Below are 15472 nucleotides of genomic sequence, written 5' to 3'. Positions count from 1 at the left end.
AATCATCCTCACCGACCTCATGATCTGGCACTTGACGGCCTAGGCCGCCACGCAATGGAACCGCGTGGTGCTGTCAACCGTCAAGGGATGAGACCTGTCGTTCGGTAGGCTCTGATCGACCGGTCATAGACGCCGATGTCCCGGCAGCCGCGCGCCACCAGCTGGGCCCCCTCGATGGCTGCGAAGATCGCCATCGCGTGCTCCTGCAGATCCTGATCGCTCGCCGAAGGTCTTGCCCGTAAGAGGACCTTGGTCAGCCGGCCGACGTTCATCGCAGCGAACTTAGCAACCTCGGTTCGAACCTCCATGGGAAGGTCGTCGAATTCGGCGCTCATAATGCCACACAGGCACATGCGATTGTCGTTGGCCAGGGCCGCGCGAAAGATTTCGGTGTATCTGTCCATGCACCAGGTCGCCTCCTCGGAGCTCCCCAGTAGCTCTGCCAGAAACGCCGACCTTCCTCGGTAAGCGACGCGCCAATGCGGCGGCAAGATCGCCCTTGGTCGGAAAATGGTAGTGCACGCTGGCCATCTTGATCCCCACTTCTTTTGCCAGCTCGCGAAAGCTAAGTGCATTGTAACCGTGCGCCTGTCCCGTCGCTTTTGCGGCGGCCACGACCGTCTCGCGCATATCCGTGCAGGTCTGCGCTCTGACCCAGTTCCAGCTTGACCGCTTTCGCGCCGGCGCGATGAGACGACCGCGGTTGGATCATCTCAAGCGCGGCGGATCAAATTTGGACGGTAGGTGCCCCACCTCGGCAAGCCAGCCCGCCATCCTGACCGTTGACACGAAGATTGAAAATGCCCGTGCCACTCGCCGAACCTCAGATCGCGGTTCGCATGAGGTAGGGAGATCGCTCAACGGGGACCTGCGCGACGATTTTCAATACGAGCGTGGGAGCGATATCGGGAACGGACCGAACTCGCCCGTCTTTGTAGACCACCCGTAAGTGGCGGGTCTTGCCGTCGTATTCTAGTTCGGCGATCGTCTTTGAATGGACCAGAAATTGCATGTTACGCTCTCCCTGCACTGCGAGATGCCAAGATCAACATTCCGACCGCCGCTATCCCGGGGGCAGATTGTTTGATCGTCACGTGAACTCCTTGCCACCTCGACGTCTGGCGCCGTCAGAAAAGCGATCAAAACACAAAGCGCCAATCGCCCTGGCGAAATCGAAAAGATATTTAGTCAATGCTTGGAAAGCACGTGAAATCGGCGTGACACACGTCTCACGGCTATTTGGACACCGCCTACCAGAAAAAGATGTGAGCCGCGAGATGAGCGGTCAGCGTGCTTTGCCGCCCGTGCAGGACGATGCTGCACACAATCGACGTCGACCAGCATGCCCTTGGGGGAACCGCGGGACGAAGGAACGGAAGGCCAACTTCTCCAATCGGCTTGAATCTCATCGAGTGTTGAGTGCTTTCATTTGCAGTCGGCTCAAGGGCAAGCCGGAGATCGACCTTCTGTAACCGTCGCTACCAGTCTTGTTTCAAAGGTCAACGGAGGAGTTCGGCTGCGACGGGCTGCTTCGCTAATCCTGCCGATGGTTCTGGGCGATCCCGACTTCAAAAAGTCGAATCTCGAGGCCGCGCGGCTTAACGAGCCTTGAAATCAGTATCCGACTATTTAGGGTTAAGCGTTGCTGGTGAGTGTTCCACGAGAGCGTTCGCGACTGCCGAAGTCGCTTTTTCACTTTTGACCACGGATGTACTGGCACTGGTGTTGAGAGCGATGTCGGAAAGGTCGGTGCGGTTTCGCCCCGGCCCTTTTTGTTGCCATGAAGGTGGGTGTCCGGGAATGGCTTGATGGATCCCGGCCTTGGCTCCCGATCGACCTCAGCAGGATCGAGATGGCGATCATTGGCGGTTTGACGTTCCACTTTCCTCGACGATCGCGTCGTAGACGTCTAAATGTTCATCCTTGACGACCATCTTGTCTGCGAAGTCTTGGAGCTAAATAAGACGCAAGCCAGCTTTCGGATTGACACTTATCTTACCCCCGGCTGTCCTCTTCGTGGAACATCCAGGAATCGACGTTCGAACACCAAGCCCCAGTTACTGCAAATGATCCACTTCACCGGCGATACGCATTTCGGAGACTCGCGCGTCCTGCGCCTCGACAAACGCCCGTTCGCCAACATAGTCGAACACGACGACGCCTTGATCTGGAACTGGAACCAGACCGTCGGCAATGACGACGAGGTCTGGCATCTGGGAGACTTCATGTCGGCAAGCGGTGGCGAGTGCACCGAGCTGCTTGCGAGGCTTAACGGTCGGAAGCATCTGATTGTGGGCAACAACGACCCGCCGACGACCACGGATTCACCGGGATGGGATAGCGTGCAGCATTACGCCGAACTCCGGCACGACGGACATCATCTCGTTCTGTGCCATTACGCTTTTCGGACTTGGAACCAGATGAGCAAGAAGTCGATCAACCTACACGGCCACTCCCATGGTAGATTGAAGCCTCTCCCTCGCCAATACGACGTCGGGGTCGATGGGCAAGAACTTCGCCCGGTCACACTCGAGGTCCTCATGAAAAAGAATCGTGTCGTCGCCGGTGGGGAAGATATGGACGAATAGGGAGGGGGTGATTGTGCTGGTTGAAGGCTTCCGCTCGACGTGAACTTCAGCCGTATCTGAGAGGTCAGGAGTATTGTCCGGGGTCGATCTCGCACATGCCGATGCTGAACGGTTCCCTCGCGCCCAAAGTGTTGTTGTATCAGGGCCAATAAGACCTGAGGACACTTTGTCTTCGCCCGGCACTAAACTCTTCTCGAACCTGGAGCCATCATGGTGGTTCAGTGGCCAGTTGGCAGGTTCGAAGGATCAGGCAGGTAAAGCTCGGCAGGCCATCGCGTTTCTGGCATTCTCCATTCTTCCTCTGGTCTCGAACCTGATCGTTTTCATAAACCGCCGCTGCCTCGAGCCGCGCGCAGCCCCTCCCAGGCTGGGTATTTGCTCTCGCGATCAACGTCGGCTGCAGCCAGACGACATTCCCTCGGGCGCCGATGGCTGGATGATATTCAGTATCATCCGAATGGACATCACCGCCACTGGCTGCCGATCCGGACCCTCGATCGCGACTGACTTTTCTTCCTCGGGCGAGTTTGGGATACCGTCCACCGCCATCTCCGAAAGGACATGGTGGGCATAGCCAAGCGCCGCGGCCAGATCGACGAACTCCAGACCGTTGTCGACGTGGAATTGCCATCGTCATCTTTTATCGAAAAAAGAATGTTGTCATAGGTTACTCCGTCGACCTTCTCCTTGTCCGACAACGTCAAAATTGACAAAAGGTTTGCTAGGCAGGAGCATCATTAGACGGCGACTGTTGGTGCACAGCGGGGCGCGTACAGGGGGCAGTAATGCCGCGGACCTTCGCAAGCGATGAGCTTTGGCTTTACGAATATTGAGGCCGTCGAGCTTGTCACGAAGCTCATGAGCGGTCCGCTCGCTGAAGCCGGTCTCAACTCCGCCCACATACACCACCTTCGTTCGCTTGCGCGCGGTGAGCAGAAGCCGACCAATCCCGGCACGCGCAGCGGTCGATCGCTCGTAGCCGACGATCACAAAGCTTTCACTCTGGACCCATTTGATCTTCACCCAATCGCCGAGCCGGCCGGATCGATAGGGCGCACTCCTACGCTTGGCGATGACGCCTTCAAGGCCATGGTCGCAGGGGCTTGCCAGCAGCTGACCGCCACCGGCTTCGATCTCCTCAGAGATCACCCTGCTCGCCGGCCGGAACAAGATCCTCGAGTAGATGATGCCGGCGCACGTCGAGGTCTGCCCTCCTGAGATAGCGGCCGTCGAAATAGAGCAGATCGAAGGCCATGAAAATTGCGTCGCTTGAGCTCTTCCTGCCGCCCGGCCGCCGAGCGACTGTTGCAGCAGGCCGAAATCCGACCGGCCCTTCTCGTCGAGAACAACCGCCTCCATCAAGGATTGCCGTGCCGACGGGAAGCCACAAGGCGTCCAGTCATGGCCGCCGCGCGCAATCCCTCAACACGCCAGTTCCACCAAGCAGTTCGGCTGACCCGCATTTCATCAGATGCCGTATCGCCGGTCGAGTTCTTTGAGGGCAGACTGCACCTCATCGATCGAAACTGGCTCCAGCGTACCTGGCACCTGACGGAGGGCGGGTTTTGACTCGACCGCGTAATAGTCCGATGCCCAGGCCGCCAAGATCGTGCGCTTATCATCGACGGAAAGGGATGGCTCTCTCACCACGTCGATCGGGCGCTTGAGCTGCATGCCCTGAACAAGCACCGCGGGCCCCAGCGCCATCGCATTGCCGGCGGCCTGCTGCAGAATGTTGCGCATCATCAGACTACCTCAACGAACGTGTGGATCCCTGTCGCCTCGCAGACGAGACGCTGCGATCACATTGCTTTCCGGTGCGAGAAGATCGTGTTTCTCGGCAAAGGCGGCAAACAGGCCCCGCGCGGTCTCTGCTTCGATCTCACCGCGCAATGCGGCTCTGCATGCCTGCAGTGCGACCGAGTGCGCCGCGTCTTTAAGTGAAGTCGGCCATTCGACGAGATGCCGGTAGGCGTCCATCGCGCTTCGAACCTCTGCTGGAAAGCCTAGGCCGACAAAAATGGAAACAGGGTGTCTGAACATATCGGGTTTCATCGCTCTCTCCTTCCTAACCCGGAATGTTGATGGGCGCCGTTGCGACGGCGCCCCTATTCTGCCAACGACGCGGTCAAGCCGCCTTCTGCGCTTCGATCTGCACGGGAGCAGCGGAATTTAGTGCGGGAGCGCTCTGGATAGAGATTTTCCGCGGCTTCAGTTCCTCTGGGATCTCGCGAACGAGGTCGATCGAAAGAAGACCATTGCTGAGGTCCGCCCCACTCACCCTGACGTGGTCGGCAAGTTCGAACCGATGTTCGAACGGCCGGCCGGCGATGCCGCGATGCAGGTAGCCTTCATTTGCTGATTCCTGCTTCTTGCCTGTGACGGTCAGAAGATTGGATTGGAAGGTGACGTCGAGATCGTTTTGGGTAAAACCCGCCACCGCAATCGAAATCCGATAGCTGTCATCGCCCGTCTTGATGATGTCATAGGGCGGCCAGTCGCTGATCGAGCGGGCGCGCTGGGCGTTTTCGAGAAGATTGAAGACCCGGTCGAACCCGACGCTCGAACGGTAGAGAGGTGCATAGTCGTAAGATGTTGCCATAGCCATATCCTCCTTGAAGCAACATGGTACGGAAGCGCCGAAAGACAGCGCCTCCAGCAAGGCCAGCCCTTGTCTAGCGGCTGGCGGGAATCGATTTGGTTTTTGAGAATTTCGGATTCAAGAGCCGCAACAGAAAAAATTTCGCGCGGCCTCGTCAAGGTATTCTCTCAAACCGCCGTTCGTCGCTGCAGCCATTCTTTTATAGGGTGCAAGCAACTGGCCGGGAAAGCGATCCTCGATCGCGGTTTCGACAAGCACGATCTTTGCGAACGCGTCGCTCGTCTCGCGTGCCTCGATCGCGACGTCATCGCTTTCCTTTTCGAGATCCTGCATGAGTTCTGAATAACTCATCATCCGTCATCGCAGTAAGGTGGTCGGCGAATTCGCTTGCGTCGAAATCCCGCCTTTCGGCCATCGCGTTCCGTCTCCTCATGTGCAAACAATCCTCCAGCGATAACGGGCTGGGCGTCATCCAGTTCATTCCAGTCGACGAAGGGCATCGGCAGCCTGATGCTTGCGGCCCGTCGCGGCGACGATTGATCTTCGTCGGCACGGGCTTCAAGGAGAAGGGCCCGGCTTATCTGAAGTCGATGCTCGTCTGAAAACGAGGATGCCATGTGCAATGTTCAGAACCAGCCTTCCGGCTTTATCAAGCTCTAAACGGCTGCGGTGCTTAGCTTACCTAGCATCTCCGTGTTGTCGGTTTTCTGCAAATATCGCCCTTAAGGACGCCATTACGGACGACTGCAGCTTCCAAACAATAGCCCTGTTTCAGATTTTATTAAACATGTAAGCGGATCCTAAAACGAGGGCAACACTCCCGCGTCGAGCCGCGTTAGGCGATCACAGTTAGTAGGGATCGAACTTATGGCCGTTATTCTGGTCGTCGAAGACGAGCCGTTAATCCGCTTTCTCTTGTCGGATGAACTCGTGGATGCGGGTCATACCGTCATCGAGGCCGCCAGCGCATTGGAAGCCATCGCTGTGCTGGGGAAATGCGATCATCTGGACGCTATGATTACCGATGTCGACATGCCGGGCGGATTGAGTGGACTTGACCTGATGAGGCTGGTGAGATCCACTCGACCCGAGACGAGCGTATGGGTCGCATCGGGCCGCGATGTCCGCTCGCAGATGGACCCTGGCGTATTCTTCTTGCCCAAGCCATACGACTACCGCGAGCTGGTCTATCTTGTTTCCGAACGCGCTCACGCGAGGCAGGTGCTCGCGCCGGACCAGCAGCGAACCGGCTGAAAGCCTTCGAGAGAGCTCCTCCGGCCCCGCTAGGTAGCGACTACTTCTTTCGAAACCGTGCCAGAGACGTCGCCAGGCCGCCTTCGTGGTAAGGTTTGCCGAGAAGTACAGCGTCAGAGATCACTGGTGACCATCAACCTGCGGAATGCCGATAATCCCCGAAGAGAACACAATCCCCAGCTCTCGGTTGTCGGCGCTGATTCGCTACACGCTACAGCGAGGCCGGCGCCGGAAATACCGGGGAGTCCATGGTCCGTCATCAGCACATCGACGTCTTCCTGTTCAAGGACTGAAAGAGCCTCTTCCGCACTCGTAGCCTCGAAGACCAGATGGCCCAAAGTTTCCAGCATAGCTGTCGTGCTCACCGCCCAGGCGATTGCCACAAGGTATCGATATCTGTAGCGACTGCCGAAGGCCGGAGCCAATCGGCCCCAGAACTTGAAGCAGAACCGGTTTCCACTTTGTGCGTTCAACACGCACATCGCGGCCGCTCGCAAGCTTCCATGATGCCCTTTACCATTGGTCCGTAGCTGCTTGCTCAGTTGTTTTCGGTGGGCAAGTTTAACCCCATCTGGCCGCCTCTGGCCATTCTGCGCTGACGCTATCTTCAAGCCGCAGCGTGCATTTTTCCTGCTGGGTCCGGTCTGACACCTTGAAGCCCGCAATCACCTCCCTTGGCAGGAAAGCATCTAACTTGACGTTCATCGTCTTTAAAAATTCTTGTGAGGCGAATCCGGTATGCGTTAATCTGAAAGTGGTAAAGCGAGAGTCCATTGATGACCAAGTACGAAATTGAGGAGCATGACGGCGGCTGGAGGCTCGTAGACCACATGACCAGACTGCCCGCCTCGGGCGCGGCGACGCGCCGTACCAGGCTGGAGGCGCAGGCACTTGCGGATTTCCGAAACGGTATAGCAAAGCCCACAGCTGAGCGCACACGGCCCCGCCTAGAGAAAATTCGCCTCCTATGGAAGGTGGTCTTGAGCGCCAGCCGTTGATATCCGGGGACGCATCAAACTCGTCTGCGAAGGCACGTCGCGCCTCTACATCGGGACGAAAGCAATGGTCTCAACCCCCAGGCCGAACTCGGGCCGCAAGCCCGCACCATCCTCCGGCGATCCGTTGCGCCGAAAAGCTATTCACGTCATGAGGTTCAGCCCCTCTTGGTAGAATACGCCCATAAAGATCACGTAATCGAACGTTTCGCCCAGCTTCGGCACGTCGTAGACCGACATCCGCTCGAATTCGACGTCGAGGCCGAAATATGCGGCGGCAAAACGTGCCTGCGCGAGATAACGTGGATCGGAATCAATGCCGAGCACCCGCCCCGCATTGCGCCATTTCATCTCGAGAGCATAGAAGCCGGCATTGCAGCCGACATCGAGAACACTGCGTCCGCCCAGATCTTCCGGCACGACGTGTTTGAAACCATTGCATTTGAATGCGGGATAGTCGCCGAGAAAATGATCCGGCGCGGTTTGGATTTCTCCAAGCCGCATGTTCTGGAACCAAGGACCTAGTTCGGCCACGCGACGTTTCAAAGCGAGGCTTACTATCGCGCTTTCCGATTAGCTGCCTGCGGGGGCCGGTTGCGAAGCAGCCGTGCTGTGAAGGCGATTGGGTGCTACTGTCCGCGGTCGCGGAAGCTCGCCGAGACTGTTGGCAAACCACTCGATCGTATATCCGAGCCCTTCTGCAAGCGGCACTGCCGGCTGCCAGTTTAGAAGCCCTATCGCCCGGGAAATATCAGGTCTACGGCGCTGGGGATCATCCTTCGGCAGCGGCTTGTAGACTAGCGCCGCGGGGGCAGGCACCATCGTACGAATCATCTCGGCGAGCGCGTTGATGGAGAACTCACCCGGGTTTCCGAGATTGACGGGCATTGCTGGATTGGGCCTGACGTCCATTAGGGCCATGAGGCCCCTCACCAGGTCGCTGACGTAGCAAAATGACCGGGTCTGCGTGCCGCTTCCGTATATCGTAAGGGATTTTCCTGAAAGAGCCTGCACGACCAGGTTGGAGACGATCCGTCCATCATCGGCCTGCATACGTGGCCCGCAGGTGTTGAAAATGCGAGCGACCCGCGCATCCACTCGACCGGCGCGCAGCATTTCGAAGCAAAGAGCCTCGGCAGCACGCTTTCCTTCGTCATAGCAGGCGCGCGGTCCTATGCAGCTGACATTGCCGCGATAATCCTCCCGCTGCGGATGTTCGGCGGATCGCCATAGGAAGGAGGCTCCATGCCGCTCAGCGAGCGCAAGCAGGTTGCCCGTGCCCGCAACGCAGGTCATCATCGTATGGATTGGGTCCGCCTGATATTGCGGTGGAGATGCCGCACAGGCCAGATTGTAAATCTGGTCTACGGGCTCATCGATTTCCACAAACTCGCAAACGTCCTTCTCTACCAGCCGGAAACGCGGATGGTTCGTCAATGGCCAGACATCATCCCTACAGCCGGTAATATAACTGTCGACGCAAATGATCCAATCGCCCCGTGCGAGAAGGGCATCACAGAGATGAGATCTGACGAAGCCGGCACCTCCTGCACCAGAACAGTCCTGCCTTTTCTGCGACGATTTCCTTGCTGCATTGATACTCTCCTTCACGCTGAGCTACGCTCAAAAGCTGGATTTTCCGGAAGTTCCAGGAGGGTACCGGCAAGCTCGCGGGCGCGTGCGGCGCCGGTATGACCGTTCAACACGCGTCTTCTGGCGGCGGGCGCTATCGTCATACGCGGGTTCATCTCGTCGATCTGGCTTTATGGTGCCTCGATTCCCCGTCAGTCACGACCGTCACCAGCGAACTGAGAGCGGGCGGAGATCGGCTTGGGGACAGCGACCAGGTCGAAGATTTTGCGGCTGCAACACTCACGCTCTCCGGTGGTGAAATCATCCGCCTGATATGTTCGTGGCGGCTTCATGCGGGCTGCGACGCCGAGATCGGTGCCGACTTCTTCGGGACTAAGGGCGGCGCCTCGTTCAAAAATGTAGGTGGCTCGTTCTTTGACTTCACAACGGCGAGGTTGTCCGGCACATCGCGCCAAACCCTGGTCGTGCCACCGGATGATTGAGGCGGACGGGCGGCGGCGGATTGGGCAAGAAAGCTCTGCCAGGGTCAGCGCCACGATGCCGCGAGCAAGGAGTTTTGAGCGGTCGCAGAAGCGATTGATCACATCTATCGCGCTAACGGGTGATACATATTCTGGAATCATAACGGCGGCAAAGTGGATGCACTGACATCAGATCAATCTGCACTTCAAGGGAAGAGGAGATCCTTGGTCTCTTCGATCGCCACCAGCGCGGCCCTTCTATGCTGCTCAGGCGGTCGTGGAAGACCCGCATCGACGGGAACATTTCTTTAAAGCCAAAGTTCGAGCGCCATCATCGAATGGCAAGGAGAAACATTGTGAGACCTCTTACATGGCACGGCAAGCATGATATCCGTTGTGACAGTGTTCCTGATCCGCAAATCGAGGACGGACGGGACGCCATCATCAAGGTAACCTCCTGCGCGATCTGCGGGTCGGATCTGCATTTATACGATGGCGTCATGCCGGAAATGCGCAGCGGTGACGTCATGGGCCATGAAACCATGGGCGAGGTTGTTGAAGTCGGCAAGGACAATACAAAACTTAAGGTCGGCGACCGCGTGGTCGTTCCCTTCACCATCTCCTGTGGCCAATGTTTCTTCTGCAAGAGGGGTTTCTATTCCGGCTGCGAGCGCTCAAACCCTGATCGTTCGAAGGTCACAAACCTCTGGGGCAATTCGCCGGCGGGCCTGTTCGGATATTCGCATCTCCTCGGCGGCTATGCCGGCGGCCAGGCAGAATTTCTGCGTGTCCCCTACGCCGATGTCGGACCGGTCAAGGTGCCGGAGGGGCTCTCCGACGAGCAGGTGCTCTTCCTTTCGGATATTTTCCCCACCGGCTATATGGCCGCAGACTTCTGCAATATCCAGCCCGGCGACACGATCGCGATCTGGGGTTGCGGGCCGGTCGGCCAGATGGCGATACGCTCAGCATTCTTGCTCGGTGCCGAGCGGGTGATCGCCATCGACGCGGTGCCCGAGCGGTTGACCCTTGCGCAAGCGGCCGGAGCCATCCCCCTCGATTTCATGGAAAAGGACATCTACGACAAGATCATGGAACTGACCAATGGTCGCGGTGCAGATGCTTGCATCGACGCCGTTGGCACCGAAGCCGAGCCAGCCGCCAGCTGGGATTCCCGTCTCGACCGCATCAAGGTCGCGTTGTTCATGGGCACCGACCGCCCGCATGTGCTGCGTCAGGCCATCCACTGCTGCCGCAACTTCGGCACCATTTCGATCGTCGGCGTCTATGGTGGTTTCCTGGACAAAGTTCCAATGGGTTCGGCCATCAATCGCGGCCTGACCTTCAAGATGGCCCAAACACCGGTCCAGCATTATCTGCCGATATTAATGGAGCGTATTCAGAACGGAGAAATCGACCCGTCATTCGTCATCACTCATCGCGGCACTCTGGAAGATGGTCCAGCTCTCTATAAGACCTTCCGCGACAAGCAGGACGGCTGCATCAAGGTCGTCCTCAAACCCTGAAAGAAGGAGTAGTATCATGGCTCAGCACGCATCGAGCAAGGGCCTTGCCGTCATCACCGGCGCATCCACCGGCATCGGCTACGAACTGGCGAAGTGTGTGGCACAGGATGGTTATGATCTCATATTGCCGCCGATGAGAGCGCATCAACCAAGCCGCCGCAAAGCTAAAGGAGTTCGGCACCAGCGTGGATGCTGTGGAAGCCGATCTTGCGACGGCCGAGGGTGTGGATCAACTTGTTGGACGCGTCACCGCCAGCGGCCGCTCGGTAGATTTGCTGATGGCCAACGCCGGACGCGGCATCGGCAAGGGCTTCCTCATCAGGATCTCGGCGAGGCACGCAAGGTAGTCGAAACCAACATCACCGGAACGATCGCGGGTTTCATGCCGGGCTCGTACCAAGCCGTATATAACGGTACAAAGGCCTTCATCAACAGCTTCTCCTTTGCGCTGCGCGAGGAATTGAAGGACACCGGCGTGACCGTCAGCTGCCTGATGCCGGGCGCGACTGAGACAGAGTTCTTCAAGCGGGCCGGTCTGCTGAACACTTCGATTGGCCAGGCGACGAAGGACGATGCCGGCGAAGTCGCGCGCATCGGCTATGACGCGATGTTGGATGGTGAAGGCGATGTCGTCAGCGGCTGGAAGAACAAGCTGCAGGCGGTGCCAATGTCACACCGGCAAGCATACTTGCCCACCAGCATTCGAAGATGGCAAAGCCGGGATCGGGCACCCAATAACAGGCAGCCTGAAATCCGACGTGGCGGTCAGTGGATCGCCGCGACTGTCCCGCTCCCGCGCCCGCATGGGGCTTTCAAGCCGCAATAGCGGCCCATGCAATCACAGGGAGCGGGGATGAGGTGTCGAGGCGGAGGGCCCGATACCGCGTACGTACGGATTTGAAGCGCCCGGGCTCTAGCTGGTGGTTCGATTCACGTGGCGATACAGGTCCACAACGAACGCGCACTCAAAGGCGCGTCCGGTTGCAGAAGGAAGATGTCATGGAAGCGGCTCGAATCCAGGAAGGCCTCGAGAGCGTGGCAGAGATAAAATTTGCCGTCCTCGAAGTGAGCGGCAACATTAGCAGCATCAAGAAGCAGAAATCCGGCTGAGAGCAGGGAACTCTCTGCTTGTACAAAAGTTGGACGGGATTACCAACCTGGGAGATTACGATGAAACGCCTTGTTATGGCCTCGCTCGCCTTCTTGTTCGCCGCGCCCGCCTTCGCACAATCCGCCGCCGAAAAGACGGGTGTAAATTCCCTCATTGGCGTGCCGCCGAAAACCGAGGATTTCGTCAAGGAAGCCGCCGCTAGCGACATGTTCGAAATCGCCTCCAGCAAGCTTGCTATTGAGCGCGGGGACGATCCGACCAAAGCTTTCGCGCAGCAGATGGTTGCGGGCCATCAGAAGACCAGCAGCGAACTCAAGGCACTGGTCTCAGGCGGCAAGGTCAAAGCAACTCTTCCGAGCGCCATGACATCGGATCAACAAAGCATGCTCGACAAGCTGGAAGGTCTACAAGGGGACGATTTCAACAAGCGATATCACGCGGACCAGGAATCTGCCCACGAAGACGCAGTCGATCTCTTCAAGCGCTACGGCGACGAAGGGGACGATCCGCAGCTAAAGGCGTGGGCTGCTAGCACGCGGCCTGCTCTGGAACACCATCTCCAGATGGCAAAAGAACTTAACAAATAGGCGGCTTCTGCATAGGTGGCTCGCATTGCACTTATAACGGAACCGGACGGTTGGGCGCCGTCCGGCTCCGTGCTCTGGCCGCCCGGGCTGGCTCATTGCTCGCCAGTCGATAGTCAGCGCCAGTCCGCTCCAAAACCGCCCTCACTACCATTGAGGCTCATAAGCCAAAGCACCGTAGGGAAAGAAGCCCATCGATCGACGGTTGCCTCCCAAAAAGTAGTAGCGCCAAACCGGCGCTGTCGCGGCGATGAGCCCGAGAGCGAAAGCTCCCCAGGTCGCAGCATTCAGCACCTCGCTTAAATTCTCCCTGCGCTGTGATTTCAAGAGCGCCTCGCAGCGACCCAACCGAGCGCAACCATCGCCGCTCCCCAGATCAAAAAGCCGATATCCCAGGATATCCACGACGATCGCTCGACCGTTTCATTGACATGGTGAAGGCCGAGAACCTGGTGGTAGACGACCCCCTCTACCAGGTTGAACAGCCCAAACCCCATCAACATCGTTCCGGCGAGTTCGCGGGTGCTCCATTTGAAGTGGCTGTGCCGGGCCGACCGCCACAAGATGAACAAAGCGCTCAAAACGAAGATGTAGGTTGCGGAATCAAAGACGCCGTCCCAAAACCTATTCAGTTCAAGGTTCTCCATCGAGTTGATCGGATACCAGGAGCTCAGCATGTGATGCCATTGAAGAATCTGGTGGAGAACGATCCCGTCGAAGAAGCCGCCCAGACCAACGCCGAACAGCAGGCCGGCCAAGCGTGGGAACCACCGCGGTGAGGGTTGGTGGAGGCCAGTCACGCGGAAAATACCGTCCCAGCGATGTTGATCGCGCCAACGGCGCCAGCCCGGGCGGGATTTGGGTGGAGAATTCGCTTCGACCGCGCAGCGCCACCGCAAACGTCGACGTTGGTACGGAGTTCGGCCTTGTGGCCAGCCGGCATTCAGCATGTTGGCTTCAACGCACCGAAAGGCATTGCCTTCATGTCTATCGCGCTCCTCTCGAACACCGAACGCAAAATGCCGCGCAAAGTTTCCAGGTTGAGCCGATTGTACGTTTGGTGACGCTTCTGCCAGAGTTCCTCCTGCCGGGGACAGCGAGTATCAACGGTGGATTGGAAGCACTATGCCTGCCTGTCCGCGGCTCTATCCGTCAATTAGGAGAGTGCTACCGTGGAGCCGTGACAGAAGACCGATCGGCTGTCTACAAGGGCAAGCGCTAGAGCGCACAGTGGCTTTGAAAATAGCTCGTTGCTTGGGGCCCAAACCTCAAGACCCTCGTTGCTGTAGTCCGACGGCTCAGCGTTTCATATTGGCGACGCCAACCTAGCGAACGTGAACAGGCATTTCAGACGGGTTTAAGACCGAATCAGGGCAAAGCAGAGACCGTTGGCCGCAGCGAACGTAGGTTGTCCTAAGAGAGTCAAGTTCTTTGTTCCGGTCGAGACGCCGCCCCGATTATTATGGACGACGGCGAGTAGACCGGTCGCCCGAAGTTCCCGCTCACCGATTGGGGGGCTTTCGCCTAGTTCACTCGGGGGGAACGAACTGCAGCGACGGGGGTTTTCATTTCACGGGTCTGAGAGCGCAATCCGGCAGGCGAGGAAACCCGAGGAACAGTCGTCATTACCGCGGTGGTTGCGCTGGACTCGGCCCCTGAATTGGAAGTGGTCGACGACATGCGCGAAAGCAGAAAAATTCAGCAGCTTGGCAGGTGGCTGCGGCATTATCTGGACGCCCGGCCGGAAGAGATCTCCAAAATTGCTCAGAAGCTTTCTATAACCCGACTGCACGCATTGCACTCAAGCCACAGGCAAAGCCAAGGCTGAACGGATCATCATGAAGATCGCTTTGTGGATAATCGCGATACTGTGCACTGCATCGTTGGGGTCTGCGGCGGCATGGGTCATGACTGCGCCCGCGCCGGAATTCTCGGAAAATGACCCCCGACTCGCAGGAGTTGGAGATGCTCGCAGAGGCAAGAATATTTTTGCCGCCGGAGACTGTGCTTCATGCCATGCGACGCCTGGACAAGCCGATCGCCTTCGTCTCGGGGTGGTCTAGCACTCGCCTCGCCGTTCGGGACGTTTCGGCCTCCGAATATCTCCTCCGATCCCGCCGACGGGATCGGAAATTGGGATGTCTCAGATCTGGCGAACGCGCTCGTTGCAGGAGTGTCTCCGGAGGGTAGGCACTACTATCCGGCGTTCCCTTATACAAGTTACACCGCAATGACCGCCCCTGACATCAAGGATCTTTACGCCTATCTCAAAACGTTGCCGCCGGTGGCGGGGCGAGCGCCAGAACATCACCCCAAAATCCTCTTCACGATCCGCCGTTCGATAGGCTTCTGGAAATTCATGTTCTTCAACAAGGGGGCCTCGAATGCAAGGCTAACGGGCGATGCCGTCCATGATCGAGGAGCCTATCTAGTAGAGACAGTTTCACACTGCGCCGAGTGCCATTCCACGCGAAACATCCTCGGTGCGATAAAATCCGATAGACGCTTTGCGGGTGGGCCCGACCCACAAGGGACGGGTTTCGTGCCAAATGTCACTATCGCTGGGATTGGTACTTGGTCTGAGGCGGATATTGAGGAGATGCTCTCGACCGGCAACACGCCTACTCACGGGCGCGTGGGATCATCTATGGCGGACGTCGTCACAAACACGGCGGTCCTTCCTGAAAGCGACCGAAGGGCGGTCGCTCGATATATCAAGTCACTCGTCCCAAAGCCTACACCACATCCCTAGTGTATC

The 15472-nt window shown here is 57.9% G+C and carries 11 protein-coding genes and 7 pseudogenes; 9 read left to right on the top strand and 9 right to left on the bottom strand.

The genetic code is table 11. The annotated features are described in order from the left end of the window. Positions 1-80: 80 nt before the first annotated feature. Positions 81-630, bottom strand: a pseudogene (locus MF410_RS27310) (helix-turn-helix domain-containing protein). Positions 631-823: 193 nt separating this feature from the next. Continuing rightward, positions 824-1012 (bottom strand): hypothetical protein, encoded by a 189-nt coding sequence (locus MF410_RS27305; RefSeq protein WP_131711674.1) that lies wholly within the window; start codon positions 1010-1012, stop codon positions 824-826. 1054 nt (positions 1013-2066) lie between these two features. On the opposite strand from MF410_RS27305, the gene MF410_RS27300 reads away from it, so the two are divergent. Next, positions 2067-2588 carry a hydrolase gene (locus MF410_RS27300; protein WP_131711672.1) on the top strand — a complete coding sequence of 174 codons (522 nt, stop codon included), beginning with the start codon at positions 2067-2069 and terminating at the stop codon, positions 2586-2588. A gap of 819 nt (positions 2589-3407) precedes the next feature. Here the strand turns inward: MF410_RS27300 and MF410_RS27295 are convergent. The 4 genes and pseudogenes from MF410_RS27295 to MF410_RS27280 all read right to left on the bottom strand — a co-directional run. Continuing rightward, positions 3408-3978: pseudogene (locus MF410_RS27295) on the bottom strand (ATP-dependent DNA ligase); the annotation flags it as partial. A 77-nt stretch (positions 3979-4055) separates the two neighbouring features. Next, the gene (locus tag MF410_RS27290; RefSeq protein WP_097629575.1) at positions 4056-4334 is read right to left on the bottom strand and encodes a hypothetical protein; all 279 of its coding nucleotides are present in this window, start codon (positions 4332-4334) and stop codon (positions 4056-4058) included. Between the two features lie 9 nt (positions 4335-4343). Next, on the bottom strand, positions 4344-4643 hold the full coding sequence (locus tag MF410_RS27285) for a DUF982 domain-containing protein (RefSeq protein WP_239620698.1): 300 nt from the start codon (positions 4641-4643) through the stop codon (positions 4344-4346). A gap of 73 nt (positions 4644-4716) precedes the next feature. Beyond that, positions 4717-5190 (bottom strand): Hsp20 family protein, encoded by a 474-nt coding sequence (locus tag MF410_RS27280; RefSeq protein ID WP_097629577.1) that lies wholly within the window; start codon positions 5188-5190, stop codon positions 4717-4719. Between the two features lie 69 nt (positions 5191-5259). Between MF410_RS27280 and MF410_RS27275 the strand changes: the two genes are divergently transcribed. Together MF410_RS27275 and MF410_RS27270 are read left to right on the top strand one after the other, a co-directional pair. After that, positions 5260-5532: a hypothetical protein gene (locus tag MF410_RS27275; protein ID WP_239620696.1), complete on the top strand. Its 273-nt coding sequence runs from the start codon at positions 5260-5262 to the stop codon at positions 5530-5532. A gap of 525 nt (positions 5533-6057) precedes the next feature. Then, complete coding sequence (locus MF410_RS27270; protein ID WP_131711671.1) at positions 6058-6444, top strand: response regulator; 387 nt, start codon at positions 6058-6060, stop codon at positions 6442-6444. A gap of 1166 nt (positions 6445-7610) precedes the next feature. Here the strand turns inward: MF410_RS27270 and MF410_RS27265 are convergent. Together MF410_RS27265 and MF410_RS27260 are read right to left on the bottom strand one after the other, a co-directional pair. After that, positions 7611-8000 (bottom strand): annotated as a pseudogene (locus tag MF410_RS27265) (methyltransferase domain-containing protein); the annotation flags it as partial. Positions 8001-8012: 12 nt separating this feature from the next. Continuing rightward, a complete protein-coding gene (locus MF410_RS27260) occupies positions 8013-9038 on the bottom strand; it encodes an NAD-dependent epimerase/dehydratase family protein (protein ID WP_239620727.1) in 1026 nt (341 codons plus the stop codon). A gap of 143 nt (positions 9039-9181) precedes the next feature. Between MF410_RS27260 and MF410_RS27255 the strand changes: the two are divergent. The 5 genes and pseudogenes from MF410_RS27255 to MF410_RS27240 form a co-directional block, all read left to right on the top strand. Then, positions 9182-9592, top strand: a pseudogene (locus tag MF410_RS27255) (gfo/Idh/MocA family oxidoreductase); the annotation flags it as partial. 257 nt (positions 9593-9849) lie between these two features. Continuing rightward, positions 9850-11019 (top strand): zinc-dependent alcohol dehydrogenase, encoded by a 1170-nt coding sequence (locus MF410_RS27250; protein WP_222135176.1) that lies wholly within the window; start codon positions 9850-9852, stop codon positions 11017-11019. 16 nt (positions 11020-11035) lie between these two features. Further along, a pseudogene (locus MF410_RS27245) lies at positions 11036-11757 on the top strand (SDR family NAD(P)-dependent oxidoreductase). Positions 11758-11965: 208 nt separating this feature from the next. After that, positions 11966-12129, top strand: a pseudogene (locus MF410_RS36805) (YetF domain-containing protein); the annotation flags it as partial. 60 nt (positions 12130-12189) lie between these two features. After that, complete coding sequence (locus tag MF410_RS27240; protein ID WP_131711668.1) at positions 12190-12717, top strand: DUF4142 domain-containing protein; 528 nt, start codon at positions 12190-12192, stop codon at positions 12715-12717. Positions 12718-13037: 320 nt separating this feature from the next. On the opposite strand, the gene MF410_RS27235 is transcribed toward MF410_RS27240, so the two are convergent. After that, positions 13038-13472, bottom strand: a complete 435-nt coding sequence (locus MF410_RS27235) for a DUF2243 domain-containing protein (RefSeq protein ID WP_246828266.1) — start codon at positions 13470-13472, stop codon at positions 13038-13040. A gap of 1149 nt (positions 13473-14621) precedes the next feature. Between MF410_RS27235 and MF410_RS27230 the strand changes: the two are divergent. Continuing rightward, positions 14622-15466: pseudogene (locus MF410_RS27230) on the top strand (cytochrome c). The last annotated feature ends 6 nt before the right edge of the window (positions 15467-15472 follow it).

The sequence above is a fragment of the Rhizobium sp. C104 genome (genome assembly GCF_022354505.1).
Taxonomy (GTDB): Bacteria; Pseudomonadota; Alphaproteobacteria; order Rhizobiales; family Rhizobiaceae; genus Rhizobium; species Rhizobium redzepovicii.
This window is presented reverse-complemented; position numbering and strand designations above follow the sequence as displayed.

What these genes read in the sequence shown, in the direction of transcription:
- MF410_RS27305 (WP_131711674.1), bottom strand. Translation starts at nt 1,012, where the DNA reads ATGCAATTTCTGGTCCATTCAAAGACGATCGCCGAACTAGAATACGAC.
- MF410_RS27300 (WP_131711672.1), top strand. Translation starts at nt 2,067, where the DNA reads ATGATCCACTTCACCGGCGATACGCATTTCGGAGACTCGCGCGTCCTG.
- MF410_RS27290 (WP_097629575.1), bottom strand. Translation starts at nt 4,334, where the DNA reads ATGATGCGCAACATTCTGCAGCAGGCCGCCGGCAATGCGATGGCGCTG.
- MF410_RS27285 (WP_239620698.1), bottom strand. Translation starts at nt 4,643, where the DNA reads ATGAAACCCGATATGTTCAGACACCCTGTTTCCATTTTTGTCGGCCTA.
- MF410_RS27280 (WP_097629577.1), bottom strand. Translation starts at nt 5,190, where the DNA reads ATGGCAACATCTTACGACTATGCACCTCTCTACCGTTCGAGCGTCGGG.
- MF410_RS27270 (WP_131711671.1), top strand. Translation starts at nt 6,058, where the DNA reads ATGGCCGTTATTCTGGTCGTCGAAGACGAGCCGTTAATCCGCTTTCTC.
- MF410_RS27240 (WP_131711668.1), top strand. Translation starts at nt 12,190, where the DNA reads ATGAAACGCCTTGTTATGGCCTCGCTCGCCTTCTTGTTCGCCGCGCCC.